Source organism: Spirosoma sp. KNUC1025 (genome assembly GCF_045160025.1).
Taxonomy (GTDB): Bacteria; Bacteroidota; Bacteroidia; order Cytophagales; family Spirosomataceae; genus Spirosoma.
In genome coordinates, this window is record NZ_CP087139.1 from 1,767,411 (window position 1) to 1,793,974 (window position 26,564).

The 26,564-nt window shown below is 41.9% G+C and carries 20 protein-coding genes and 1 pseudogene; 16 read left to right on the top strand and 5 right to left on the bottom strand.

All coding sequences use genetic code 11. The features are described from left to right. Positions 1–317: 317 nt before the first annotated feature. From atpA to LN737_RS07745, 5 genes and pseudogenes are all read left to right on the top strand, one after another. A pseudogene (gene atpA / locus LN737_RS07725) lies at positions 318–1,896 on the top strand (F0F1 ATP synthase subunit alpha). 95 nt (positions 1,897–1,991) lie between these two features. After that, entirely contained in the window at positions 1,992–2,876 is an 885-nt protein-coding gene (gene atpG / locus LN737_RS07730; protein WP_405517661.1) for an ATP synthase F1 subunit gamma, read from the top strand. 128 nt (positions 2,877–3,004) lie between these two features. Continuing rightward, complete coding sequence (gene ispE, locus LN737_RS07735) at positions 3,005–3,811, top strand: 4-(cytidine 5'-diphospho)-2-C-methyl-D-erythritol kinase (RefSeq protein ID WP_405517663.1); 807 nt, start codon at positions 3,005–3,007, stop codon at positions 3,809–3,811. An 85-nt stretch (positions 3,812–3,896) separates the two neighbouring features. Then, positions 3,897–4,505, top strand: coding sequence for a heme-copper oxidase subunit III (locus LN737_RS07740; protein ID WP_405517664.1), 609 nt, complete (start codon positions 3,897–3,899; stop codon positions 4,503–4,505). Positions 4,506–4,571: 66 nt separating this feature from the next. Continuing rightward, positions 4,572–6,542, top strand: coding sequence for a M1 family metallopeptidase (locus LN737_RS07745; RefSeq protein WP_405517666.1), 1,971 nt, complete (start codon positions 4,572–4,574; stop codon positions 6,540–6,542). An 81-nt stretch (positions 6,543–6,623) separates the two neighbouring features. Here LN737_RS07745 and LN737_RS07750 read toward each other — a convergent pair whose 3' ends face one another. The 4 genes from LN737_RS07750 to secA form a co-directional block, all read right to left on the bottom strand. Continuing rightward, positions 6,624–7,562, bottom strand: coding sequence for a 3-oxoacyl-ACP synthase III family protein (locus LN737_RS07750; protein ID WP_405517668.1), 939 nt, complete (start codon positions 7,560–7,562; stop codon positions 6,624–6,626). Between the two features lie 143 nt (positions 7,563–7,705). Next, positions 7,706–8,833, bottom strand: coding sequence for a glycosyltransferase (locus LN737_RS07755; RefSeq protein ID WP_405517670.1), 1,128 nt, complete (start codon positions 8,831–8,833; stop codon positions 7,706–7,708). Positions 8,834–8,841: 8 nt separating this feature from the next. Beyond that, complete coding sequence (locus tag LN737_RS07760; protein WP_405517672.1) at positions 8,842–9,924, bottom strand: hypothetical protein; 1,083 nt, start codon at positions 9,922–9,924, stop codon at positions 8,842–8,844. Between the two features lie 114 nt (positions 9,925–10,038). After that, on the bottom strand, positions 10,039–13,434 hold the full coding sequence (secA, locus tag LN737_RS07765; protein WP_405517674.1) for a preprotein translocase subunit SecA: 3,396 nt from the start codon (positions 13,432–13,434) through the stop codon (positions 10,039–10,041). Between the two features lie 246 nt (positions 13,435–13,680). On the opposite strand from secA, the gene LN737_RS07770 reads away from it, so the two are divergent. From LN737_RS07770 to LN737_RS07815, 10 genes are all read left to right on the top strand, one after another. Then, a complete protein-coding gene (locus LN737_RS07770) occupies positions 13,681–16,092 on the top strand; it encodes an SLBB domain-containing protein (RefSeq protein WP_405517676.1) in 2,412 nt (803 codons plus the stop codon). A 42-nt stretch (positions 16,093–16,134) separates the two neighbouring features. Next, positions 16,135–17,226, top strand: coding sequence for a GNVR domain-containing protein (locus LN737_RS07775; RefSeq protein ID WP_405517678.1), 1,092 nt, complete (start codon positions 16,135–16,137; stop codon positions 17,224–17,226). Then, positions 17,223–18,197: a GDP-mannose 4,6-dehydratase gene (locus LN737_RS07780; protein ID WP_405517680.1), complete on the top strand. Its 975-nt coding sequence runs from the start codon at positions 17,223–17,225 to the stop codon at positions 18,195–18,197. Before LN737_RS07775 ends, LN737_RS07780 begins: the two co-directional genes overlap by 4 nt. Positions 18,198–18,294: 97 nt before the next feature. Then, positions 18,295–19,092 (top strand): FkbM family methyltransferase, encoded by a 798-nt coding sequence (locus tag LN737_RS07785; RefSeq protein WP_405517684.1) that lies wholly within the window; start codon positions 18,295–18,297, stop codon positions 19,090–19,092. A 77-nt stretch (positions 19,093–19,169) separates the two neighbouring features. Further along, positions 19,170–20,090, top strand: a complete 921-nt coding sequence (locus tag LN737_RS07790; protein ID WP_405517686.1) for an alpha-1,2-fucosyltransferase — start codon at positions 19,170–19,172, stop codon at positions 20,088–20,090. Continuing rightward, complete coding sequence (locus LN737_RS07795; protein WP_405517688.1) at positions 20,091–20,837, top strand: oligosaccharide flippase family protein; 747 nt, start codon at positions 20,091–20,093, stop codon at positions 20,835–20,837. Between the two features lie 53 nt (positions 20,838–20,890). Continuing rightward, positions 20,891–21,439 (top strand): polysaccharide biosynthesis C-terminal domain-containing protein, encoded by a 549-nt coding sequence (locus LN737_RS07800; RefSeq protein ID WP_405517690.1) that lies wholly within the window; start codon positions 20,891–20,893, stop codon positions 21,437–21,439. A gap of 59 nt (positions 21,440–21,498) precedes the next feature. Continuing rightward, on the top strand, positions 21,499–22,407 hold the full coding sequence (locus tag LN737_RS07805; protein WP_405517692.1) for a nucleotide-diphospho-sugar transferase: 909 nt from the start codon (positions 21,499–21,501) through the stop codon (positions 22,405–22,407). A gap of 101 nt (positions 22,408–22,508) precedes the next feature. Further along, the gene (locus LN737_RS07810; protein ID WP_405517694.1) at positions 22,509–23,405 is read left to right on the top strand and encodes a hypothetical protein; all 897 of its coding nucleotides are present in this window, start codon (positions 22,509–22,511) and stop codon (positions 23,403–23,405) included. A 2-nt stretch (positions 23,406–23,407) separates the two neighbouring features. Continuing rightward, positions 23,408–24,505 carry a glycosyltransferase family 1 protein gene (locus LN737_RS07815; protein WP_405517696.1) on the top strand — a complete coding sequence of 366 codons (1,098 nt, stop codon included), beginning with the start codon at positions 23,408–23,410 and terminating at the stop codon, positions 24,503–24,505. A gap of 175 nt (positions 24,506–24,680) precedes the next feature. Here LN737_RS07815 and LN737_RS07820 read toward each other — a convergent pair whose 3' ends face one another. Beyond that, the gene (locus LN737_RS07820) at positions 24,681–25,304 is read right to left on the bottom strand and encodes a glycosyltransferase family 2 protein (protein WP_405517698.1); all 624 of its coding nucleotides are present in this window, start codon (positions 25,302–25,304) and stop codon (positions 24,681–24,683) included. 312 nt (positions 25,305–25,616) lie between these two features. On the opposite strand from LN737_RS07820, the gene LN737_RS07825 reads away from it, so the two are divergent. Further along, a complete protein-coding gene (locus tag LN737_RS07825; RefSeq protein WP_405517700.1) occupies positions 25,617–26,351 on the top strand; it encodes a glycosyltransferase family 2 protein in 735 nt (244 codons plus the stop codon). The last annotated feature ends 213 nt before the right edge of the window (positions 26,352–26,564 follow it).

Below are 26,564 nucleotides of genomic sequence, written 5' to 3' on the forward strand. Positions count from 1 at the left end.
TTGTTAATAAAACGTGAATATGTATCAGAAAAGTTTGGTTAGCTCAGGTTTTAGTAAAATTTCATCTAACCTTAATTGCAGATAACTAACTGATAAAAATAGGGGTTTCTGGTAAAGTTTGCTAGGATTTACCTTCGAAAATACACCGAATCTGGACGAACGGTTTTCTGCCATTTCCAGCGGTTTACCATTCTAACGGCTGATTATTGGAAAAGTCTAACATTCAGCCCGTAATTATAGATACGAACAAGTTTTTATTAAATTTTAATCGTACCTTTGCGGCCGAAAATAAAACTTAAAAATCTCCTTATACACATATGGAATCCGTAAGACCCGACGAGATATCAGCCATTCTGCGCCAGCAACTGGCCGGAACGCAAACCGAGGCTGAACTCGAAGAAGTCGGTACGGTGCTGCAAATCGGCGACGGCGTAGCGCGTATCTACGGCCTCTCGAAAGTGCAGGCCGGCGAATTGCTGTCGTTCGAAAATGGGCTTCAGGCCATGGCGCTGAACCTCGAAGAAGATAACGTTGGGGCCGTTTTGCTCTGGCGATTACTCAGACGTTAAAGAAGGCGATACTGTCAAACGTACCGACCAGATTGCTTACGTTAACGTAGGCGATGGCATTCTTGGCCGCGTTGTGAACACACTCGGCCTGCCAATCGATGGTTTAGGCCCCATTCAGGGTGAATTGTTCCCGATGCCGATGGAACGGAAAGCGCCGGGCGTAATCTTCCGCCAACCCGTAAACGAACCGCTCCAGACAGGAATCAAGGCTATCGATGCCATGATCCCTATCGGCCGTGGCCAGCGTGAGCTGATCATCGGTGACCGGCAAACGGGTAAGACGGCTGTTGCTATCGACACCATCATTAACCAGAAAGAATTTTTCGACAAAGGCGAACCCGTTTATTGTATTTATGTAGCCTGCGGTCAGAAAGCATCAACCGTTAAGCAGGTTGAGCAAACCCTCCGTAAGGCGGGCGCTATGGACTATACGGTTATCGTGTCGGCCAATGCATCTGACCCATCACCAATGCAGTTCTTTGCTCCATTTACGGGGGCTGCTATCGGGGAGTTCTTCCGCGATACGGGTCGCCCGGCGCTTGTTGTTTATGACGATCTGTCCAAGCAGGCCGTAGCGTACCGTGAAGTATCGCTGTTGTTACGTCGTCCACCAGGCCGTGAGGCTTATCCGGGAGACGTGTTCTACCTGCACAGCCGGTTACTGGAACGGGCCGCTAAAATCAACTCGAACGACGCCATTGCCAAAAATATGAACGACCTGCCACCGTCGCTGAAAGACAAGGTGAAAGGTGGTGGTTCGCTGACAGCGTTGCCGATTATCGAAACACAGGCTGGTGACGTATCGGCCTATATTCCGACAAACGTAATTTCGATTACCGACGGTCAGATCTTCCTTGAGTCGAACTTGTTTAACTCAGGTATTCGTCCGGCCATCAACGTAGGTATTTCGGTATCGCGCGTGGGTGGTAATGCGCAGATCAAGTCGATGAAGAAAGTAGCCGGTACGCTGAAGCTTGATCAGGCGCAGTTCCGGGAGCTGGAAGCCTTCGCGAAGTTCGGCTCTGATCTGGATGCATCGACTAAACTGACGATTGAACGGGGTCGGCGGAACCAGGAGATGCTGAAACAGCCTCAATATTCGCCTGTTCCGGTTGAGCAGCAGGTTGCAATTATTTATGCTTCAACGAATGGCTTGCTCGATAAGGTGCCGGTCAATAAAGTAAAAGCTTTCGAGGGCGAATTCGCTATGGTTCTTAGTGCACAGTACCCGAACGTACTGAACGATTTGCGTGCTGGTAAACTGTCTGATGAAGCAACAGCAGCGCTTAAGAAAGTAGCAGCTGATCTTTCAGCGCAATATAAATAGTAGTCATAAGGAGTAAAGCCGACCGATGAATTTCGCTTTTGGCTTTACTCCTTGGGCCTTTATGACCGCACCGGCGAACCGGTTACGACTATTTTATGGCAAGTCTTAAAGAAGTACGCGCCCGAATTGCGTCGATTAATTCGACACAGCAGATTACCAAAGCGATGAAAATGGTATCGGCTGCCAAACTGCGTCGGGCGCAGGAAAATATTACGCAGTTACGCCCCTATGCTCAGAAACTGAGCCAAATGCTTGGTACGGTTTCGGCGGGAGCTGAAACAGCATCGGATAGCCCTTATAAGCAGGCTCGCTCTATTGATCGAGTGTTGCTAATTGTCATTACCTCCGACCGTGGTTTGTGTGGAGCTTTCAATACAAATGCAGTAAAAGGGGCTTTGGCAATCATGGACGAAAAGTATGCTGCTCAGGCTCGTTTGGGTAATGTTGAGATTATGGCTATCGGCAAAAAAGGAGCGGAAGCCTTTCAACGCCGGGGTTTTAAAGTGAACAAGAATCACATGGAAGCATTCGGTTCGCTCAACTTCGCTACGGTTCGTGCTGCTGCTGAAGAAGCCATGGACGGTTTTGCCAGTGGTCGATACGACGTAGTTGACGTTATCTACAATGAATTCCGTAATGCCGCCGTGCAGATTGTGCGGGTCGAACAGATGTTACCTATTGTCGCTGCAGAAGCGCCAGCTGGTTCGTCGGGAGCGACCAATTATATTTTTGAGCCATCTGAAGAAGAAATCGTTACGGAGTTAATTCCTAAAACGATTAAAATTCAGCTGTACAAAGCGGTATTGGATTCCAATGCCGCCGAACACGGGGCTCGTATGACAGCGATGGACAAAGCAACCGAGAATGCGGGAGAGCTTTTGAAAGAACTGCGGTTAGTCTATAACCGTACTCGTCAGGCGGCCATCACGACTGAAATTCTCGAAATCGTGGGTGGTGCCGAAGCGCTGGCCAGTGCTTAAGCGCATACGTTACGTTGTACAAACCGATGAGATTTTTCCGCTACCTGAGCTTTTTCAGGTAGCGGATTTTTTTGCTTAAATCGAGACTGAAAACTCTGTGTTGCGCCTTTAAAAGCCACTACGTCAAAATGGTTGCCTTTCCCAATTGTAAAATCAATATAGGTCTGCACATTACTGAAAAGCGTTCCGACGGGTTTCATAATCTGCAATCCTGCTTTTATCCGGTTGGTTGGAGTGACGTACTGGAAGTGATTCCATCAGATTCGTTTTCGTTTGCCAGCAGCGGTCTCGATATTCCGGGCGAGGTAAGTAAAAATCTTTGTGTTAAAGCGTATAATCTGCTGAAAGCGGACTTCGACTTGCCACCCGTTCAGATGCACCTGCACAAAATCGTACCCATTGGTGCAGGCCTGGGTGGTGGCTCAGCCGACGCTGCTTTTACGCTAAAATTACTGAATGATCGATTTTCGTTAGGAATCAATACGCCACAGTTAGAAGATTACGCTCGATTGCTGGGTAGTGACTGCGCATTTTTTATCCAAAACCGCCCGTTGTATTGCCTTGAAAAAGGGGATGTGTTCAGGGATATTGCTGTCGATTTAAGCGGCTATCATATACTGCTTGTTTACCCGAATTTGGCGATCTCTACAGCGGAGGCTTATGCTGCCGTAAAGCCTCAGAAGCCAGCCATTCCGTTGGCTACGCTTTTACAGAATCCCGTTGATACGTGGCGGAATACCATTCATAATGATTTCGAAGACAGCCTGTTCCCTACGTATCCAGAACTGGCTCAGATCAAACAAGCGCTGTATGATGCCGGTGCGGTATACGCAAGTATGAGTGGTTCTGGCTCTACTGTGTACGGAATTTTTAATGCGCCCGCTGTGGTCCCAAACCAATTTTGGAATTACAGCGTTTGGCAAGGAAGGTTATAGTGGTTAGGGAGAGTGATTAGTAGTCAGTAGTGAAAGGCAGAATAACTAACCACTAATTGCTATTGACTAAACACGGGTAACTACCATGAGTAACTTTGTGACCAAGCGACGAGAACCCTTCCGCTTTATGGTCTGGCTGGGCATTGCAAGCAGTGTGATGATTTTTACAATGCTCCTGGTTGCTTATGTCATCCGCCGGACGGGCTCGGGCTGGGCAGATATAAAGCTGCCGGGTGTATTCCTGGTGAGCACACTGGTTATTCTTCTGAGCAGCTTTACGCTCCACAATGCCATTCAGGCTTTCCGACACGAACGTTTTAATAACTATCGCACTAATTTAGGGACTACGCTTGTCCTTGGTACGTTGTTTATGCTACTGCAAGCCTGGGGATGGCGGCAGATGATCCGGTCAGGTATTACGCTCGAGCACAATCCGGCAGGAGGCTTTATCTATATTATTTCCGGCATTCACCTGCTGCATATTTTAGTGGGTCTCATTTTTTTAGGAATCATGTTAGTTGAGGCTCTACGTCGTCGTCCCTACGTTGATTCCTTTGTTTATAGTGTGAACCCGCCAAACCGCTTAAAAATCAGGCTTATTACGCTTTACTGGCATTTCGTCGATATTCTCTGGATTGGCTTGTTTATTTTTCTGCTTGTCCATCATGGTCTTGACCTGCACCTGTCTTTCTGAGCGAGTATCCGGTTTTAAGGCTTTATCGCGTTATTTGTAGTATATACAGCTGACCTAACTTTATTCATGAGAAAAATTGCTCTCTGGGCCGGTTTTTGGGCCTTAAGCTTTGCTTCATTTGCTCAAACGACACCCTCATCAACGCCGACATCCAAATACGATCCGCTTGCCTTATTTCATCCACTGTTTAATATGCAGCCCGGCAACGACTATCGAACGGGCAGCGGTGCTCCGGGGCCACGTTACTGGCAAAACCGATCAGACTACCAAATCAACGTAATGTTAGATGACCAGCAAAACACAGTGTCGGGTGAGGTGGTCATTACGTACAAAAACAATTCACCCGAAACACTGCCATATCTATGGCTACAGCTCGATCAGAATGCGTTCAGTGATACGTCAAGGGCAACCAAAACAACGCCGGTGTCGGGTGGACGTTTTGGCAACCAGGGTTTTGCAGGCGGGTATTCGATCACCAGCGTAACAGTGGACCAGGCTAAGGGAAAGTTCGCAGCTACTCCTTACGTTATTACCGATACCCGGATGCAGGTACGTTTGACAGAACCTGTTAAACCGAACGGAGATGTGGTTAAAATTAAAGTGACCTATTCGTTCAAAATTCCTGAGTATGCTTCTGACCGTATGGGAAAGTTGCAGCGCAAAGATGGGATCATCTACGAAATTGCTCAATGGTATCCGCGTATGTGCGTGTACGATGACATTGAAGGCTGGAACGTACTGCCTTATCTGGGCGCAGGCGAGTTTTACCTCGACTATGGCGATTATGAATACAGCATCACAGCGCCTTGGAATCACATTGTTGTCGGATCAGGCGAATTGCTGAATCCAAATGACGTGCTGACTGCCGAACAGATCAAACGGCTGGCGCAGGCTCGTAACAGCGATCAGACGGTTATCATACGTAGCAAAGATGACGTAAACAACCCGGATACCCGGCCTAAAAAATCCGGTACGTTAACCTGGAAATTTCGCTGTCAGAATAGCCGCGATGTGGCCTGGGCCTCGTCAAAAGCGTTTGTGTGGGATGCAGCCAAAATGAATCTGCCAAGTGGTAAGTCGGGCCTGGCTCAGTCTGTTTATCCAGCCGAAAGTGCGACAAATGATTCCTGGAATCGCTCGACAGAATACGTAAAAGGGTGTGTTGAATACTACTCGAAATATCTGTATGAGTATAGTTATCCGGTGGCCACAAACGTAGCGGGCATTGTTGGCGGTATGGAGTATCCAGGCATTATTTTCTGCAATCATAAAGACAAAAAAGATGCACTCTGGGGCGTAACCGATCACGAGTTTGGTCACAACTGGTTCCCCATGATTGTCGGCAACAATGAGCGCAAATTCCCGTGGATGGATGAAGGCTTCAATACGTTTATCAACGGTTTATCAACGGCAAATTTCAATAAAGGCGAGTATGACCGCGAGCGGGGAACCATGCACGATATTGCTCCTGCCCTTGCTTTTCCAACGGAACCAATTATGACACTTCCGGATGTTCAGCAACCACGGGCATTGGGTATTCTGGCTTATTATAAACCAGGCATAGGCCTGAAACTGCTTCGCGATGTAATTCTCGGTCCCGATCGGTTCGACTTTGCATTCAGGAATTATGTGAATCGCTGGGCATTCAAGCATCCGACCCCCTACGATTTCTTCCGGAGTATGGAAGATGGGGCAGGCGAAGATTTAGGCTGGTTCTGGCGCGGCTTTTTCTATGAAACCTGGAAACTGGATCAAAGCGTAAAAGACGTTAAATACGTAGATGCCGCACCCGATAAAGGCTCGCTGATTTCAATCGAAAACCTCGAAAAAATGGCAATGCCCGTTACCATCGAGGTTACGGAAAATAATGGTAAAAAAGGACGTATCAACCTGCCTGTAGAAGTGTGGGAGCGGGGAGGCACCTGGACCTTCAAATACGATTCGACTTCACCGCTGAAGACCGTAGTTGTCGACCCCGACCAAAAACTTCCGGATATAAACGGGAAAAACAACGTTTGGCGGGCAGAAGCGCAGTAAAAAAGCGGAAAGGCGAAGGGAGGAAGGGAATAAAGGACTAGCAACAGCCTTCATTCCCTTCCTCCCTTCGCCTTTCCGCCCTTAAACTTCTACTAACATCGCTCCATAAGAGTATCCACCTCCAAAGACGGTAATTACAATGTGTTCGCCTTTTTTGAAGGTGCCCCATCGCTCCGAAAGGGCAATAGCGCAACCAGCGCAGCCTGTATTACCGTAATACTGAATGTTCGAGATTAATTTTTCTTCGGGCAATCCAAGCGTATTCATTACGTTGCGCGAAATCCGCAGATTAGCCTGGTGAGGTAAAATGTAATCTACATCACTTAATGAAAGGCCGCATCGTTCGAGTACCTGTAAGCTAGCCTTTGGCATATACTGGCAGGCATTGATAAATACATCCCGGCCGTGAGGCATTGTAACGCCCCCATCGGCAGGTTTCATCATAACCCCCGTAGTAGCCTTGGATGTATGCGCTGCTCCCCCGGTTAGTAAAGCTTTTATCGCAAAATCTTCTTCGCTTTCGCGTTCTTTGGTAATGAGCAATGCGGCAGCTCCATCGCCCCACAAATGTCCTGAAACCGTATCGGTTTCGTTGTAGTAAAGTGTATTGTGCTCCGATACAATGACTAGCGCCCGAGTGGCTTTATTCAGCGCAAAATAGCCTTCAACGACTTCGATGGCATTCAATAGAGAGGAACAGGCTGTTGATATCGAAATAGTGGGGATATCCGCAATTCCCAGAAAATGCTGCGCTTCGTGAGCTATCGAAACAATGGTGTCGTAAGGGGTATACGTACCACCTACGATCAGATCAATCGTCGATAAGTCCGTTTTTTCCATGAGCCGTTTAACAACCTCAATGGTCATGGTATTCGTATTCTCACCAGGGGCGGCTTTACGTCGCTCCAATATACCGGTACGCTCGATAATCCACTCGCTGGAAAGCCCATTGAGCTGGGTAAAGTGTTCGTTGCCAACTACCTGCGTGGGTAGGTAATGACTTACTGCATGTATATACATCAGGCCAAAAAATAGAGGGCTAGCACAGGGATAACCTATATCAGCGCTTAAAGTTAAATCCTTCCGGGAAAACGTGGTATTGTACATTGGAACAATACCATAATGTGTTGATAACGTATTATTTTAACGCAAGAAACCAGCATTCATTTAGTACTGTTGAGTATACTTTCGTAAAAACCGAGTAACTTCTTGGCTTCAGAAGACCAGTTGTATTCTGTCTCAACGGCAGCTCTTCCGCGTTGTCCCATTGCATAACCGACCTCTGGGTGTTCGATCAGAAAATCAAGAGCCTGGGTAATTTGTGCTGGGTCGGTTGGAGATACGCAAAAACCACAGTTATGCCGTTCGACAACGTTTTTATAAAGCGGAAAGTTTGACGTAATAACGGGTAGGCCAAGTGCCATGTATTCGAATAGTTTGGTCGTATAAGAATCGGGATAATCGCCAACAGGCTTTAGCAAAGCCAAACCTGCGGTCGCTTGAATTGCATATGGAAAAGCTTCTCGTTGATCTGTGTAGCCATAAAAATAGAGATTTTCTCGTATGGCTTTAAATTCGGATGACTGGTCCAGTTCGCGTTGTGAAAAGGTGCGCTGGCCAAACAGATGGAGGACAAAATCAGGGTATTTGCTTTTTAATTGAACCAGACTCGACATCAACGTATCGAAAGCCCGCTCAAAGCTAAGCCATCCAATGTAAAAAAAAGATGGTTTTATCGAATTAGGTTGGTACGGCCGACAAAATGGGTCTAAGAAAGACAAAAGTGGGTAGTTATAAATGATTACAAAACGGTTTTTCACGCTCGTGTACGTATCCAGATAACTATGCTCGGTAAAAATCAGATAGAAATGGCGCTGAGCGAGATAATCGAACCAGCGGAAGGTTTTTTCCAGCAGGTAACCGCGGTTGAATGTTTTAAGGTGCATTTTTTTGTGTAGATTCTCCTGCACCTCATAGATTACTTTAGCCCCTAAAAGCCGAAACACATAGGCAAAGGGCAAAAACTCCGGTACGTAAACATGAATAAGTTTTGGACGTATCCATATACACCGAAGCAGAATAAACGGGCAAGTCAAAAGGATTCGGTAGATAACGCGCCGGAAATAGGGTAAGCGAATGAAGTGAATGTTGTGCGCAATAGATGAACTGGCATGGGGTATAGCACAGAATACGTCGTACAACTCAGTCAGCGTCTGACATTGTTTAAATACGATACGGGGATCTTGAGGTTGGTGGGCCGTACTTACGTGCAGAACACGAATTTTTTTCAAGGATACGCTTATTTGATCACCCCAAAGCTACGTAGTTCTGCATCAATTTTTTGATTCCAGCGTTCCTGTGCTGCCTGATTCAGGCTGTGATTGGTTTCGTCATCATATTGTGTCTGCAGCCGATTCATCTCCCTAAACGACTCCAGAAACTCATACTGCATCTGGCTGTTATAATCTTCCAGGGTTAAAATATCGGCCTGAACTTTACGCTTAAACCGCTCGGCTATGATCTTGACAATGTCGAAATGGCGTTGTTCATGATTCAGGGCGTACGCATTCTTTGCGTCAGGACGCCCCCACGAGGATTCCTTTAGCATATACGCTTTGGCAGTCAGGTTCAGGATGATAACGCCGTCTTTTACTGTACTTTTTCCTTCGTAGGCAAAACTTGTAAAAACTTCAGCTGCATAATGGCTGCCTCGTCGTGGCTCAGCTTTAAAATCAGCCCAGGTTAATTTCCGGTCAGGGTTATAATGAACCGTATCGTCACCAGTTATGCGGGTATCGTCCAGAAAATTAATTTTCAGGCTACGGGCTAACTTCTCATTCCGGCCACTTTCGCGGTTCATGTACTCATTCAGGTTGCGTAGCGAAGCCACAAGCGTTTGTCGAATAACTGATTCTATAACAGTCGTTTGCTCCAGCGGCCGCGTATAATTGGCGCTGCCTTTGTATTCTGTCAGCTGCGTGCTGGTTTCGTCGCCCGAATCATCCTTACCGAGCAGATCAAACGTAACCACATAAACGAATTGCCCGGTTACGCGTCGGCCGCTGGCGGTTTCGCTGATTCGACACTGGCGAACCCGCATCGCAATCGGACGTAGCGTTCGGTTCTGTTTTAGCCCCTGATTAATAAACTGTTGAAAGCTGGCAACAACCCCTTTTTCCAGATCAACGGGCTGCGTTGCCTGATTCAGCGTTAACGCAAGACGTGCAACAGGACCTCGTTCAGAGCGTTGGTCCGTCACGGTGGCTATATAAAATTCTTTGGGCGTAAAAGGCAGTGATTCAGAACGGAGCCGGATTGGTTCGGCAGGCGGCAGTAAGGAAAGTAGTCCGTATAAAAACAGCGGAAACATAACGGTATTCATGCTGATTTTATAACGGCTTATCCAACAGAAAAGTGTCTGTTTGTCTGGTGCTTCCAGCAAAAAAAACGTCCTTCAAAAATGAATTTGAAGGACGTTTAAAAGCAGTTGCAAATTTTATTCTATTAACATGGCTTTGCCACTAACAACGTCATTTTCAACGGTTTTGAACTTAACATCCCGTTTTACTGATCCATCAGCGTACTGGACATTAACGCGGGCATTACGGTCCAGTTTTATGACCCGTGCAGGGGCCTGACGCTGAGCAGGCATAGGTGGTGCACCAGCGCCCATAGCATCATTTTCGGCCATACGACGGGCATACTCTTCTGGTCCTGTAGCCAGATGGCTATCGTCAAAATCCTCCATGTTTGTGTGGAGTTTTGGCTGAGGCTGCGGCCGTTGGTGTACAGGCGCCTGATGAATTTCCTGGCGTACTTCCTCTGCTTCCTGCGCCGGAATATCGGCCTTTGTCAGGAAGTTAATCGTGTCAAAATTAACCTTATTGAGGAAGCGTTTGAATAATTCGACCGATTCGAATTTGTAGACCAGCAGTGGATCTTTTTGCTCGAATACCGCATTCTGTACCGATTGCTTCAGATCATCCATTTCGCGAAGGTGTTCTTTCCATTCCTGGTCAATCACCGACAGCGTAACCGCTTTCTCCATCTCTGTAACAATCTCACGGCCACCTGTTTCGACAGCTTTGCGCAGATCCGAGACCACAGTCAACTCGTGAATGCCATCCGAGAACGGAACAACGATGTTTTTAATCTGATGGCCCTGTTCGTTTAACACCTGAGTTAAAACGGGCAATGCCTTTTCAGCAATGGCCTGGTTTTTCTCCTGATAATGCACTTCGACCTCATCATACAACCGACGAATCTGATCGGGCTTTTTCAGTCGATTGAATTCTTCAGTGGTCAGTGCGGGCGAAAAGCCGAGGGTGGTCAGCAACTGAAGCTTTATCTCTTCGTAGTTTCCTTCGGCATTGTTAACCGTCTCTTCCACTACGTCGTACATCGTGTTGGCAATATCCAGCGGTAAGCGATCGCCAAATAAAGCGTTCCGACGGCGTTTATAGATGGCCTCACGCTGGTAGTTCATTACGTCATCGTATTCGAGCAGACGCTTCCGAATACCAAAGTTGTTTTCTTCTACCTTCTTCTGCGCCCGTTCGATGGATTTCGTAATCATGGAGTGCTGAATCACTTCACCTTCTTCCAGTCCCATCCGGTCCATAACCTTGGCAATCCGCTCGGAACCGAACAAACGCATCAGGCTGTCTTCCAGCGAAACGAAGAATTGTGAGGTACCGGGGTCACCCTGACGACCCGAACGACCCCGTAACTGGCGGTCAACCCGGCGCGACTCGTGGCGTTCTGTACCGATAATAGCGAGTCCACCTGCAGCTCTTGATTCAGGCGTCAACTTAATATCTGTACCACGACCCGCCATGTTGGTCGCAATGGTTACGTTGCCTGGCAGACCAGCGGTTGCTACAATTTCGGCTTCGCGCTGGTGGTATTTGGCGTTTAGAACCTGATGCGGAATTTTACGTAATGTCAGTAATCGGCTGAGCAGTTCCGAGTTTTCAACGGATGTTGTACCGACAAGTACAGGCCGACCTTTTTCGACCAGACTCGTTATCTCTTCGACAACAGCATTGTATTTCTCACGTACTGACCGATAAACTTTGTCTTCCTCATCCTTCCGGCTTATGGCGCGGTTGGTTGGAATGACCACTACGTCCATTTTATAAATCTGCCAGAACTCAGAGGCTTCCGTTTCGGCCGTACCCGTCATACCGGCCCGCTTATGATACATCCGGAAGTAATTCTGAAGCGTAACGGTAGCGTAGGTCTGCGTAGCGTCTTCAACTTTTACATTTTCTTTCGCTTCAACGGCCTGATGCAGCCCATCCGACCACCGGCGGCCTTCCATAATACGTCCTGTCTGCTCATCGACGATCTTCACTTTTCCATCCATGATGACGTACTCCGTGTCACGCTCGAATAGACAGTAGGCTTTTAAGAGCTGATTGACCGTATTGATACGCTGCGTTTTAACGGCATAATCCCGTACAACGGCTTCTTTGTGAAGAATTTTCTCCTGCTCCGAAAACTCAGCATCTTTGTCGATAGCGTTGAGATCTATCGAGAGATCAGGTAGGATAAAGAAATTAGGATCTTCTCCGGAGCCGGTAATGTAGTCGATTCCTTTTTCGGTTAGATCAATGCTGTTGTGCCGCTCATCAATCGTGAAATATAACGGTGCATCGGCTTCGGGCATTAGTTTCTGGTTTTCGGCCAGATAAATCGATTCGGTCTTTTGTAAAAGAGCCTTATTTCCTGTTTCGCTCAAGAACTTAATCAGCGGCTTATGCTTAGGTAGCCCACGGTACGCCCGAAATAGCGATAACCCGCCTTCTTTTTCGTCGCCAGCCGCAATTTTCTTTTTGGCATCGTTAAGGAAATCATATACGAGCTTACGCTGTGCTTCCACAACGCGCGACACCCGAGGCTTAAGCTCAATGTAATCCTGTTCATCGCCCCGGGGAACAGGACCGCTGATAATTAAGGGCGTCCGGGCATCATCGATCAATACGGAGTCCACTTCATCCACCATTGCGTAATGGTGTTTTCGCTGAACCAGTTCGCCGGTTTCCCGAGCCATATTATCGCGCAGGTAGTCGAATCCAAACTCATTGTTTGTTCCGTAAGTAATATCGGCTAAGTATGCGTTCTTACGCTGCTCAGTATTAGGCTGATGTTTGTCGATACAATCAACGCGCAGCCCGTGGAACTCAAACAAAGGGGCCATCCACTCGGAGTCACGTTTGGCCAGATAATCGTTGACTGTTACGATGTGTACACCACGCCCAGCCAGGCCATTCAGGAATGCCGGGAAAGTAGCAACCAGCGTTTTACCTTCACCAGTGGCCATCTCCGCAATTTTCCCCTGGTGGAGTACTACGCCCCCGATGATCTGCACATCATAGTGAACCATGTCCCACTTAATGGGTGTTCCGGCCGCATCCCAGCGATTAGCCCAGTGAGCCAGATCGCCATCGACTACTACGTTTTTCTTACGTGAGGCTATTTCACGGTCAAAATCGTTTGCTGATACAGTGAGCTGCTCATTTTCGGTAAACCGCCGGGCAGTTTCTTTCACAACCGCGAAAGCACGGGGCAGGATATCGAGAAGAACACGTTCCAGTTCTGTATTCCGATCTGATTCGAGTTTATCGATCTGGTTGAAGATCTGTTCTTTCCGGTTAACATCTATATCAGGATGAGCAGCCTGTTCGTTTAATTCCGTAAGCTGATTGTCGATAGTACCTAATTCCTCAGTAATATACGCTTTCAGCTCTGCCGAAATCTGACGTAACTCATCATTCGATAGGTCTTTCAATTGAGCAAATTCGGCATTTACTTTTTCAACATAAGGCAAAAGTTCCTTAATGTCGCGTTGCGATTTGGTGCCGAAAAGTTTCGCTATGAGATTAATCATTTTCTTAAGTCGTTAGTTGTCAAGGGTCAGGCATCAGGTACTAGTGGCAGAAATGAACCACAATGGCGTACTGTGACTAATGGCTGACGATTATCCAACTGGTTTTCCTACAAATTTAGTGCATTACGACGGTAGTACAAGGTAGCCAGGACCCCGACGAAAATACCTTAGCCTCGAGTTGTGTCGTTTTTTCTAAATGATTGTATTAATTTTGTAAATCAAAATTTGGCCCAAAAGCCATTGTCTATGTTTGTTAGCGACAAATTGTCACGTTTTATCCACCGTATCTTCCGATTTTCACTAATTCTTACGGCATTTGTACTGATTGATACGGCTTATGTCGTTGCTCAACAGGCCGGGCGCGCCAATTTGATGAGTGATGAGCAAGTGTTAGATTTCTATCGACAGGCACAAAGCCGTGGGCTGACTGAAGCGCAGATTGAGGTAGCGGCTATGTCACAAGGGTTTACGCCAGCAGACATTACGATCATGCGTCAGCGTTACGCGCAGATTCAAACACAAGGTGCAGCACAGGCGAAAGACCGAGTGACTTCATCGTCGAGTAATGCCCGTACACTTCCTTCCGATGTGTCAACCCGCAGTATTGACTCCTTACCTACGAATGCACGGCGAGATGAAAGTGGTGCATTACCTGTATTTGGCGCTTCTTTATTCACCAATGCCAGCTTAACTTTTGAACCGAATTTACGGATTGCCACACCCCGCAACTACGTAGTAGGCCCCGACGATGAAATCGGTATTGATATTGCTGGCGCTTCTTCTGATAATATAAAGCTTAAAGTTTCTCCCGAAGGAACGGTAAAATACCAGAACCTACCCCCCATTTTTGTGAGTGGCCTCACCATCGAGCAGGCCCAGGCACGTATTGTTGACCGATTACGTAAAAGTGGGTTTCAGGGATTAGGAGTGCCTGGCAGTAATACGTTTGTGAACGTAACGCTTTCCAATATCAGAAGTATTCGTGTTACGCTTGTCGGGGAGGTTGTGCGCCCTGGAACCTATACAATTTCGTCGTTAGGTTCAGCCTTCAATGCACTGTACCTGGCTGGTGGACCTAATCCGGCAACGGGCTCCTTTCGTAAAATAAATGTGATCCGTGGCAACAGGGTCGTTCGTACCATTGATTTATACGATTATATTCTTCGCGCCGATCAGCGTGATAATATTCGTTTGATGGATCAGGATATTATACGGGTTGCAGACTATCAGACGCATGTTGAGCTAAGAGGGCAAGTCCGTCGACCCGCTATTTTCGAAACAGTACCCGGCGAAACCCTTAAGACACTGTTAAGCTTTGCGGGTGGCTTCGCGGATGACGCCTACCGGGCCAGTATTACTCTTCGGCGAAATACAGATCGTGAACGGCAGATAAAAACCATTACAGATGCGCAGATGGCCGATTTTGTTCCACAATCGGGTGATACGTATTTCGTAGGTAAAATTCTGGAACGCTACGAAAACCGAGTTCAAATCGGGGGAGCTGTCATGCGTCCCGGCGATTTTGCCATTGAACCGGGTACTCAAACGGTACGTCAGCTTATTGAACGTGCTGAAGGACTACGTAACGATGCGTTTAAGAATCGTGCGATGATTGTTCGTGAGCTACCTAATCTGGATAAAGAGAATCTATCATTCGATTTAGGGAAACTAATACGTGGCGAAATCGCTGATATACCCTTAATGAAACAGGATGTCGTTACGATTTTGTCCATCCGTGATCTTCGTGAAGAGTTCTTCATTAATATCGAAGGTGCAGTAAATGAGCCCTCTGCCATTCCTTTCGTTAACAACATGAGTATAGCTGATCTGGTAGCTAATGCAGGCGGTTTTCGCGAAAGTGCCCGGCCAAATTTAATTGAAGTGGCCAGACGGATTCGCCAGGATTCGATCGATGTGAATACGCCTGCTCTGGAAATTCACCGGTTTTCCATCGACCGAAACCTACAAATCAGTCCTCAGGAAATTGGAGTTGATTCGGGTCAGGCTAAAGCACCCTTCAAACTACAACCTTTTGATATCGTGTATGTCCGTACATCGCCTACCTACGAGCCTCAGCAGCAGGTGTATGTAACAGGGGAGGTAATGCAGCCGGGCAGCTATGCCATTTTCCGTCCTAAAGAACGAATATCTGACCTACTACGGCGGGCTGGTGGCTTAAAACCACAAGCTTATTTAGCGGCTGCACAATTTAAGCGGAGAGGTATTCCAATTGGCACGGATATCAGACGAATACTCGATGATCCGAACACAGAAGACAATTTATTATTGAGTCCAAACGATACTTTATTCATTCCCCGTCGTCCTGAAGTAGTAGCCATTCAGGGTGCTGTATTGAACCCGGCTTTAGTCAGTTATAAGTCGAGCTACACCTTTGATGACTATGTGAGTGATGCAGGCGGTTTTACGGAAGATGCAGTAGATAAGAAAACCTACGTTATTTACCCAAACGGCCATAAAAAACGCACACATAAATTTCTGTTTTTTAAAACACGGCCACCTATAGAGCCAGGCTCAACAGTAATTGTTCCGTTTAAACCCTTTGAACCAAGAGCCAGAATGAGTACCGGCGAGCGTATTTCTATACTTTCGTTACTAGCTACCCTGGCATTCGCACTGACTAATGTACTGCGTAATTAATTATATAGACATCTAAGAAATCCTTATTCACAGTAGATAAAAATGGATGTTACGGCAGAGAAGCAGAAAGAAGACATTGATCAGAAAGAGATTGAAATTCAGCTAAGTGATATTATACACTTTATCAAAGGTAACCTTCGGAAAATAGTCGTAGGTGGTATTGTTGGACTCATTATTGGAGCTTTGTATGCTTTCTCCAAACCTAATGTGTATAAAGTAGAAGTAACAGTTATGCCTGAGTATCAAAGTAGGGGCGCTGGCGGATTAGGGTCATTATCTGTTTTTAGCGGGTTTGGTATGGATAACGCAAATGCAAATGATATTATACGACCTGATCTATATCCAAATGTTTTGCAAAGTGTTCCTTTTGCCTTGGATTTGCTAGAGCAAAAAGTGTATTCAAAAAAACTTAATACAAAAACAACTTTACAGGATTACATAAATAAGAGCAGTTCGCCTAGTTTGTTTGATCGGATAATGGGCCTATTAACATTTTTTTCTACTAAAGATGAGGATGATACGGCCAGTGAATCTGATTCAAGGCAAAATGGCCAGGCAATAGTATTGAGTAAAGAGCAGTATGGGTTAGTAAAGGCAGTGCAAGGTAGTGTGTTGTCAACCTTTGATAGGAAAACTGGTATATTGACGATTACTGCTACCGAAAAAGATCCGATTGTAACGGCTTCAATCGCACAATTATCATTAAGTTACTTAACCAAGTATATTACTGCTTACCGGACAGATAAAGCTCGCAAACGAGTCATTTTTTTGAATCAACAAGTACGTGAAGCGAAGCAACGATACCAAGCCTCTGAATACGCGCTTTCAAACTACCGAGATCACAATAGGAGTATATTTTTGAACACGGTTAAGTTAGAAGAACAGCGTTTGCAAGCGGATTACCTTCTTGAGCAATCCGTATATAGCGATTTAGCAAAACAACTCGAGCAAGCTAAAATTAAAGTAGAAGAAGATACGCCTACGTTTAAAATACTTGAGCCCCCGGCAGTGCCTCTGCAAAAAAGCGGCCCAAAGAGGACCATGATTATCTTTGGCTGCACCATTATTGGCGTTGTTATAACATTAGGTTTCATATTAATTCATCAATACTTCTTTAGAAAGGAATTCATATGAAAACAGCTTTAATTTGTGGAGTATCAGGCCAAGATGGAGCTTACTTAGCTAAACTTTTATTAGATAAAGAATACAACGTGTATGGTGGATCGAGAGATGCGCAAATGTCATCGTTTAGAAACTTAGCTCGTTTAGGTATAAAGGAATCAGTTCAATACGTATCAGTTAGTATTAATGATTTTAGGAGTGTATTGCAGGCATTGCTCAAAATTAAACCGGATGAAGTGTATAACCTTGCTGGCCAAAGCTCAGTAGGCTTGTCTTTTGAGCAGCCAGTAGAAACACTAGAAAGTATTAGTGTGGGTACGCTGAATCTATTAGAAGCCATTCGTTTTAGTAACTTACCTATAAAGTTTTACAACGCAGGGTCGAGTGAATGTTTTGGTGATACGGGTAGTAAAATAGCTGATGAAATTACTCCTTTTCGGCCCCGAAGCCCTTATGGAGTGGCTAAGGCGGCAGCTTTTTGGCAAGTAGCTAACTATCGTGAAGCCTACCAGCTACATGCAAGCACGGGAATTCTTTTTAATCATGAATCACCTTTACGGCCAGAACGATACGTTACACAAAAAATAGTATCAACTGCCTGTAGAATTGCGAAAGGCAGTAAGGAGCTTTTAACATTGGGGAATATTGAAATTGCCCGTGACTGGGGTTGGGCATCGGACTATGTTGAAGCCATGTGGCTCATGCTTCAGCAAGAAGAGGCTGGTGACTATGTGATCGCGACAGGTTCTACTCACAAATTACGTGATTTTATCAAAGTAGTTTTTGATAATGTTGGACTGGACTGGCAAAAATATGTTCGAATTGATCCCGCATTCTTTCGTCCAACTGACATCACAGAAGGTCATGCTAATCCCACTAAAGCGTATTTAGAATTGGGATGGAAGGCAAAAAAAAACATGGAAGAGATCGCACAGGAGATGATAAAGGAGTACATGTCAGGTGTTACTCGTAGCAAAGCATAATTATATACAAGGAAAGAGGTTACTCTTCTGATACGAATGAATTAATTTTTTTGCATTATAGGTTACTTAATAAGCAGTTACCTTAACAGATTTTATTATGAAAAAAGCATTAAGGGCAGTTTTAGGAGACTATCGTGTACTACAGATCAAAGGAATACTTGCTAAATATTTTCCAACTCAAGAAGAAAAAGAAAAAAGGAACTTAGAAGCTGAAGAGGATTATGAGAGAAAATTATTTTATGATTCTTTTGTTAAAAAAGACGATTTGTGTTTTGATGTAGGTGCTAATGTCGGAAATAGAATTAGACCACTTTTAGGACTTGGAGCAAAAGTTTTAGCTGTAGAGCCACAACAGGCATGTTACAAGATTTTGAAATATAAATTTGGGAAAAGGATTATAATTATTAACAAAGGGTTAGGCGAAAGTGAAGGTATTAAGAACTTTTATACGTCAGATGAAAATGTATTATCATCTTTTTCCGATGAATGGATTAATTCTGTTAAGAATAGTGGTCGTTTTCAGAATATTGAATGGAAAGAAGCTATTCAGGTTGAGATAACAACACTTGATAAATTAATTGATATATATGGCCTACCGACATTTATCAAGATTGATGTAGAGGGGTATGAGTTAGAGGTATTGAAAGGCTTGACAAAGCCTGTGAAAATGATAAGTTTTGAATATACCGTCCCTGAGCAAGTTAACAGATTAATTGAATGTTTAGAAAAAATTGAAAAAAACGCTACAAATATTGAATGTAATTATAGTGTAGGTGAAAGTATGAAATTCGCGCTTCAGGATTGGCAATCAGTTGATAGTATGAAGCATTTAACAACGACTGATGAGTTTATAGCTACTGGATTTGGTGATATATATGTGAGAACGAAAACGTAGGACATCCCTCATAAATATTATATCCCATTGGAAAGAAGGATAAAGTTGTTGGAGTTTTACATGTAAATATAGGACATTTGATTACATTCAGTAATTTAGGCAAACCCGAATGGGGTCGGTTAGGTAATCAATTATTTCAGATTGCAGCCACGTTAGGTATTGCTTCTCAAAACAAGCAGGAAGTAGCTTTTCCAAAATGGGCTTATTCTGAATATTTTGTTAAGCCATTAGAGGTAGGCTATTGTAATGATTGTCAAAAATATACACAGAAAGATTACAAATATAAATTTGTAGGCTTACCAGTTGGAAATTGGGATTTATGCGGATTTTTTCAAAGTGAAAAATTTTTTCTACATATAGAAGCTGATATAAGACGACAATTTGCCCCATCACCTGATGTGTTGTCTTATATAAACCAAAAATATGGTCATTTATTAACTAAAAAAACATGTAGTTTACATGTTCGCCGAGGTGATTATTTAAAGCTAAATGCAGCTTTTCCTGTTCAACCATTAACTTATTACTTTCACGCGATTAGCCATTTTCCTCCTGATACGCACTTTTTGGTCTTCTCAGATGATATAAGTTGGTGTAAGACAAAATTCCAGGGTTCAATGTTTAGTTTCGTCGAGAACGAAAAGGACATAATTGACTTGATTATAATGAGTTTATGTCAGCATAATATAATTTCTAACAGTAGCTTCAGTTGGTGGGGCGCATGGCTAAACTCTAACCCAGATAAAGTTGTATTATGCCCGGCATGGTGGTTTGGACCTGCCGCTTCAATGCGTCCTAAGTATCGTGCTCACGATATATATGCTCGGGGATTCAAAGCACTGACTCTGCCCGGCGAGAAAACATGGCTAATTAACATGTATAATTTTATTACCAGTCCTTTTTATAAAATCTATTATAAGTCTTTTGAAGTAAAGCAAAAGTTAATTAAAAACAAATTTATAAAGCGGATGATTTATAAGATTAAATCTGTTAAAACATAAATGCTAATTAAATTAAGAAATAAGCTGACTAAATACAACAGTCATAAAGTAATTAATCTTTTAAAGAATTCCGGATGGATTTTTTTTGATAAGATTTTTCGTATTGCTACAGGCTTGTTTGTGAGTGTTTGGATTGCTCGATATTTAGGGCCTGATAAATTTGGCATACTGAATTATGTAGCAACTTTCCCGATGTTTTTTACTGCTTTAGCAGGTCTTGGTTTAACGAATGTATTATATAATGATTTTATTATCCAAAAAGACACACACCAATTAAAAAAACTTTTTTGTTCGAGTGTTATTATAAAATTGATTTCAGGTGTTTTCTGTCTAACAATAGCTGTAATTTCTAGTGTTATAATTGATAGAGATAATCTTATAATACTGCTAATAGGAATTTCAAGTATATACTTAATTACCCAAAGCTTCGACGTAGTTGACACTTATTTTCAGAGCCAGAGAAAAGTACAATATTCTATACTCCCTAAATTAATTGTTTTTGGTTTGTGTTGCATACTAAGAGTAATTGCACTTTGGAGTGGGAAAGACATAATGTATTTTGTATTAATTAATTGTATTGAGCAAATTTTTAGCGCTTTGATATCCCTTTTTGTATATGCACAGTATGTTCAGCTAAAGTTACCTGATGTTCATATCTATTTTCCTATAGTGAATGATTTAGTGAAACGCTCATGGCCACTGATGGTTTCGGAGTTTTTTTATCGTTTTATGTACGAATTGATCTAATAATGATAAAACACTTATCTACCAACAGTGAATTGGGCAACTATAGCGTGGCTTTGCGTATCACTGATTTCTGGTATTTCATCCCTATAGCAATGACAGCGAGTTTATATCCTAGTATTATTACTTTGCGAGACTCGAACTATGGTGAGTATCTTAGTCGATATAGACATATGCTAAGTTCATTTGCGTTAATTAGTATAGGAATAGGCATTCTACTCACTTTTGCCTCTGATTTTATTATTCAATTTTTGTATGGGGCTAAATATGATGGGGTAAGTCCTATATTAATCGTCAATGTATGGACAGGTTTATTTGTTTTCTTAGATATAGGTATTTCTAATTGGTTCATAACCGAAAGTTTACAGCGATTTGTTTTAAGACGTACTATAATTGGGGCCTTTACAAATATTATATTAAACTTTATATTTATTCCTCAATTTGGCGCTATTGGTGCGTCGGTTGCTACTTTAGTTACCCAATTTTTTATCTCTTACTTAATGAATGGGCTTTATTCAAAAACAAGAGAGGTATTTATACTTCAAACTAATGCTTTGCTTTTCTTACCTAAATTTGTGCTTACTTTACTTCAGCGAACATTTTAGTTTTTTCGTTTATAAAAATTAGGGTGATTGATATTTTTTTGTAGTAAGAATAATGTTTTATGCGCTACGACATCCCTATATTACTTATAATGTTTAATCGGCCAGAAATGGCCTTACAGGTGTTTTCGCGTATACGCCTTGCAAGACCTAAAACACTCTATCTAACTGTAGATGGACCTCGTCTTGACCGAGCTACTGATGAAAAGGACGTTTTAGCCTGCCAGTCCATTGAAAGGTATGTTGATTGGCCTTGTACAGTAAAGACTTTGTATCGCACAGAGAATTTAGGTTGTAAGCGAGCTGTAAGCTCAGCGATTACTTGGTTTTTTGAACAAGTAGAGATGGGTATTATTTTAGAGGATGATTGTTTACCTGATCTGACTTTTTTTGACTACTGTCAAGTATTATTAAATAAATACGCCTTAGACCCCAAAATAATGCATGTAGGGGGAGCTAATATATACGAAAACCATAAATGGGGGTCAGATAGTTATTTCTTCTCTACTATACCTCATATTTGGGGATGGGCAACATGGCGACGTGCTTGGCTAGTCTACGATGTTACAATGAAGGATTATCCATTGTTTAAGCGATCTAAGTATATAAAAGAAATAGTAACTGGTCTACCTTCTTTATCTTATTGGCTGAAAATCTTCGATGAAACTTATTTAGGCAACATCGATACTTGGGACTATCAATGGGTATTTGCAATCTGGAAAAATGAGGGTATAAGCATTATTCCTAATCAGAACCTTATAACCAATATTGGTTTTGGTGAATTAGCAACTCATACATTAAGTGAGTCTGGATTTGCTAATTTACCAACTGTGCCCATGGAAATAAAGGATATAAAACATCCGCTTGAGGTATCTCTTAATAAAGAGGCTATAAATTTTGCTTTTACAAAATTCTTTAGCTCAACGTCGTGGTGGGGTAAATTTAAGTCAATTAGATATATGCTTTCCTAAGCAAAAAGCGTATATAGATTGCTAGTTTATTCACTGAAGACATTTCAGATTGTTAATAACCATCTAGAATGAGAATTAATTAGCGAACTTTTTTGTAGATTATGATGAAATATGTTGAAAAAATCAAAAATATTTTCTCAACAGTGAGACAAATTAAAACGCAAAATCATGATCTGCGTTTTCAAATTGGTACGCTGTTAGCGAAAAACAGTCGGAAAGCGCAATCACTTCGTGAAGCTGAGTTTAAAGTCTTTTCTCAGTTTGGCGACGATGGCATTATTCAATTCTTATTGAACAGGTTAGCTATTAGTGCTGATAAGTTTGTTGAATTTGGGGTTGAAAATTATGAAGAATCCAATACTCGCTTTTTATTAATGTTTAACAATTGGCGTGGTCTTGTTATCGATGGGTCTGAATCTAATATTACATACATTAAAAACGACCCTCTTTACTGGCGTCATGATCTCACCGCTGTAAATTCGTTTATTACTGTAGAAAATATTAATCAAATTTTGGCTGATAATGGTTTTTCTGGAAGAATTGGTGTTCTAAGTATTGATATAGATGGAAACGACTATTGGGTTTGGCAAGCTATTACGGTCGCTGAAGCTGATATAGTGATAATAGAGTATAATAGTTTGTTTGGCCCTGATCGATCTATTACTGTACCTTATAAAGCTGACTTCAATAGAATTATGGCTCATTACTCTGGCTTATATTTTGGGGCATCTCTGCAAGCCTTATGCGATTTAGGTGTTAAAAAGGGGTACGCTTTTGTTGGATGTAATAATGCAGGAAACAATGCTTATTTTGTGAAAAAATCTTTATTAAACGGTTTGGCTACACATTCAGCCCAAGAGGGTTATATTAATGCACGATTTAGGGAAGCCAGAAATATTCATGGTGATTTGACGTTTGCAAATAAAAAAGACAGACTCAAAGAAATTGCTGGTATGCCTGTCATAGATTGTAATACCGGTATTATAGAGCCATTCTGAATATGAAAGTTTTTTTTGATCACCAAGCTTTTACTCTTCAAAATTATGGAGGTATATCTAGATACTTTTGCGAACTAATTACTGGTATTAATGCTATAAGTGAAGAGAATGCACACCTCTCCATTTTATGGTCGAATAACGTTCATTTAAAAGAATATAATATTTCTGCTTTATCATATCCTTTTCCTAAAAGACATCGATTGCTATCCAAAACTAATAGTGTATATAATATTGTTGATAGTAAAATTGGTCGGTACGATCTATATCATGCTACATATTTTGATAATTTCTTAGGAAATATTAGTGGATCTAAGCCTTTTATTACCACTTTTTATGATATGACATATGAGCGATTATCTGATCAGTTCACTGATTTATCCAATGATCAGTGGATTGTTTCGCAGAAGAAGAAAATGGCTACCCAAGCGTCTCATATAATTGCTATATCTGAGAATACGAAACAGGACATGGTAGAGATATTAGGAATAGATCCTAAAAAAATCTCAGTTATATATTTAGGGAGTTCATTCAGACAATTAGACAATAATTTACCGATCCGTTCAGTTTCAAACGCTTCCTCATATTTGCTGTATGTAGGTAATAGATATGGGTATAAAAATTTCATCCCCTTTTTACGGTCTGTTGCTCATTTAGTTACTCGTTATGAAATTGATTTAGTTTGTGCAGGTGGCGGGGCTTTTACTAATGAAGAACAGAATATAATTAAAGACTTATCATTATCTAAATTTGTAAAAAATATATTTATCAACGATACTATTTTGCAAGAGCTATATAGAGGTGCTACTGCATTTGTGTTTCCATCATTATATGAAGGTTTTGGAATTCCTGTGTTAGAAGCCTTTGCTTGTGATTGTCCATGTATTTTAAGTGAGAATAGTTCTTTACCTGAAGTAGCCGGTGATGCCGCATTATATATTGATCCTAATAATTCAGAATCAATATCAACAACGGTCGAACGCGTAATATTGGATGAAGGATTGCGAAAAGAAATGATTAAAAAAGGGAGGGACAGACTTTCTTATTTTTCTTGGCAGCGTACTGTTCAGGAGACACTTGCTTTATATAAAAAAATAGTCTAACAAAAATTAAATCTTTTAATAACCCGTGTTGCCTTAATAAATTAGAGATTTTTTATCTTATTACTAATATAGACTCTTAATGTATCAAATATTCTTAATAAGATCCCTTTAAATGGAGTTAAAATACCATTTGAAATTTTAGCTCGGTACGTTTCATCAATTGCTTGAAATAATCTTAAATTACTAATTCCCCCAGCCTCATTTTGGCAGTTACCTGATTTATAAATGATGTGACGAGTAGGCTTTTTGGGCGAAGAAGTAATTCATAATCTCCTGAAATTTTATATGATTTATTAAACATACCATATTTCGCAAATAGATATTTTGAGTGGAAAGTCCCTACATGCCAAGTAACCATACTTTTTCTAAAACTTTCCCATTTCCAGGCTTCTCCAACTAGGCGAATTGTAGATAAATCTTCCTCTACTAATTCTATATTAGCAGACACAAATTCTAAATTATTTCGATTGGGGTGTTGAACTATATGCTCGATATAGGTTTGAAGAGCATTAGGATATAGAATATCGTCTGCTCCAACAAAAGCAATCCAATCACCATTAGCTTTAGCTAAGCCTTTGTTCCAAGCATCATAGATGCCGTCATCTGGTTCACTAACCCAATAGGTAAGTTTATGTGAATATTTTTTAATAATTTCAATTGTATTGTCTGTTGAGGCACCATCGATAATAATATACTCAAAATTGTGGTAGGTCTGGTTTAAAACGCTAGTAATGCACTCATTTAAGTGTTTTTCAGCGTTATGAGTAGCCGTAATTATGCTTACCAAAGGAACACTCATTTCTAAAGATTGTATTTGAATATTTGTATGATTTTTTGACTTATACTACATTTAGTCCACACGATGGTAATCTGAACTTTTACTATAAGGCTACTTGATCTGTTCAAATTTAATATATTATCGATAATATTGTTACATTTGTACAGGCTTCGCAACAAAATTTACGTAAAATCTTAATAGTAAAGCTTATGCTAATGTGCTACAAGAGCTAGTCTTTATTTAATGATGAGTAAGAAATAAGGATGCACCTTAGACATATCTTATATTTTAAACAGCCTGTATTTTATCACATTGAATACATCTTGCTTGATCATGTTGCGTCCACTTATTTCAGTTATCACAGTTGTATATGACGCGCGTAAAACGCTGGAAGCTACTATTCAAAGTGTTTTAAGCCAAAATTCAGATTTATTCGAATATTGGATAATTGATGGTGGGAGTACAGATGGGTCCGTAGATTTAATCCACAAATACGAACATAAATTGGCTGGTTGGTTTAGTGAGGCCGATGCTGGAATCTATGATGCCATGAATAAAGGTATCGACAAAGCAAATGGAGAATGGATTTATTTTTTAGGTGGAGATGACATATTAAGGCCAGATGTATTAAAAGATGTGCAACCTTATCTTGATTCAAAATATTCTGCAGTATTTGGGGACGTATTTTTTGATAATGGCCATCATTTTCGTTCTTTTTTGGGCAAAAGAACACTTTTACAAAATACAATTCACCATCAAAGCGCTTTTTACAATAATTCGTTATTTACTAGTTTTCGATATGATACTAAATTGTCAATTGTTTCTGACTATGAAATGAATTTACAACTATATATTCATAATATGCCTATTCGGTATATTCCTATTATAATTGCAAATTGTGCAACAGGAGGAGCTAGTAGCTTCTTATCACGTTCTTTGGTAGAAACAAATAAAGTAAGATCAAAGTATATAAAGCCTAAGTGGAAAAATAAATTTTTATCACTCTTGTTAAGTATATATTATGCTCAAAAGAGAATTCGTCTTTTTCTATATGGCCATCGAGTATAGTTTAGAAATACTTACACGTGTAGCATTGAATGAAAATTTGTATTCAGTATGAGAAAATTTACATTTATAAATTAAGAGTGGATATAGTATTTTATTATTAATGATTTATTTTAATAGAGATGCTTGCAATTTTACTATTGTAGATATAAAGTTGAAATACGTATCAATAATTAATACGTATTTCATTTGTTTATAATGTGTGTCTGAGTTTTG

What these genes read in the sequence shown, in the direction of transcription:
- atpG (WP_405517661.1), top strand. Translation starts at nt 1,992, where the DNA reads ATGGCAAGTCTTAAAGAAGTACGCGCCCGAATTGCGTCGATTAATTCG.
- ispE (WP_405517663.1), top strand. Translation starts at nt 3,005, where the DNA reads ATGGTTGCCTTTCCCAATTGTAAAATCAATATAGGTCTGCACATTACT.
- LN737_RS07740 (WP_405517664.1), top strand. Translation starts at nt 3,897, where the DNA reads ATGAGTAACTTTGTGACCAAGCGACGAGAACCCTTCCGCTTTATGGTC.
- LN737_RS07745 (WP_405517666.1), top strand. Translation starts at nt 4,572, where the DNA reads ATGAGAAAAATTGCTCTCTGGGCCGGTTTTTGGGCCTTAAGCTTTGCT.
- LN737_RS07750 (WP_405517668.1), bottom strand. Translation starts at nt 7,562, where the DNA reads ATGTATATACATGCAGTAAGTCATTACCTACCCACGCAGGTAGTTGGC.
- LN737_RS07760 (WP_405517672.1), bottom strand. Translation starts at nt 9,924, where the DNA reads ATGAATACCGTTATGTTTCCGCTGTTTTTATACGGACTACTTTCCTTA.
- secA (WP_405517674.1), bottom strand. Translation starts at nt 13,434, where the DNA reads ATGATTAATCTCATAGCGAAACTTTTCGGCACCAAATCGCAACGCGAC.
- LN737_RS07770 (WP_405517676.1), top strand. Translation starts at nt 13,681, where the DNA reads ATGTTTGTTAGCGACAAATTGTCACGTTTTATCCACCGTATCTTCCGA.
- LN737_RS07775 (WP_405517678.1), top strand. Translation starts at nt 16,135, where the DNA reads ATGGATGTTACGGCAGAGAAGCAGAAAGAAGACATTGATCAGAAAGAG.
- LN737_RS07780 (WP_405517680.1), top strand. Translation starts at nt 17,223, where the DNA reads ATGAAAACAGCTTTAATTTGTGGAGTATCAGGCCAAGATGGAGCTTAC.
- LN737_RS07785 (WP_405517684.1), top strand. Translation starts at nt 18,295, where the DNA reads ATGAAAAAAGCATTAAGGGCAGTTTTAGGAGACTATCGTGTACTACAG.
- LN737_RS07795 (WP_405517688.1), top strand. Translation starts at nt 20,091, where the DNA reads ATGCTAATTAAATTAAGAAATAAGCTGACTAAATACAACAGTCATAAA.
- LN737_RS07805 (WP_405517692.1), top strand. Translation starts at nt 21,499, where the DNA reads ATGCGCTACGACATCCCTATATTACTTATAATGTTTAATCGGCCAGAA.
- LN737_RS07810 (WP_405517694.1), top strand. Translation starts at nt 22,509, where the DNA reads ATGATGAAATATGTTGAAAAAATCAAAAATATTTTCTCAACAGTGAGA.
- LN737_RS07815 (WP_405517696.1), top strand. Translation starts at nt 23,408, where the DNA reads ATGAAAGTTTTTTTTGATCACCAAGCTTTTACTCTTCAAAATTATGGA.
- LN737_RS07820 (WP_405517698.1), bottom strand. Translation starts at nt 25,304, where the DNA reads ATGAGTGTTCCTTTGGTAAGCATAATTACGGCTACTCATAACGCTGAA.
- LN737_RS07825 (WP_405517700.1), top strand. Translation starts at nt 25,617, where the DNA reads ATGTTGCGTCCACTTATTTCAGTTATCACAGTTGTATATGACGCGCGT.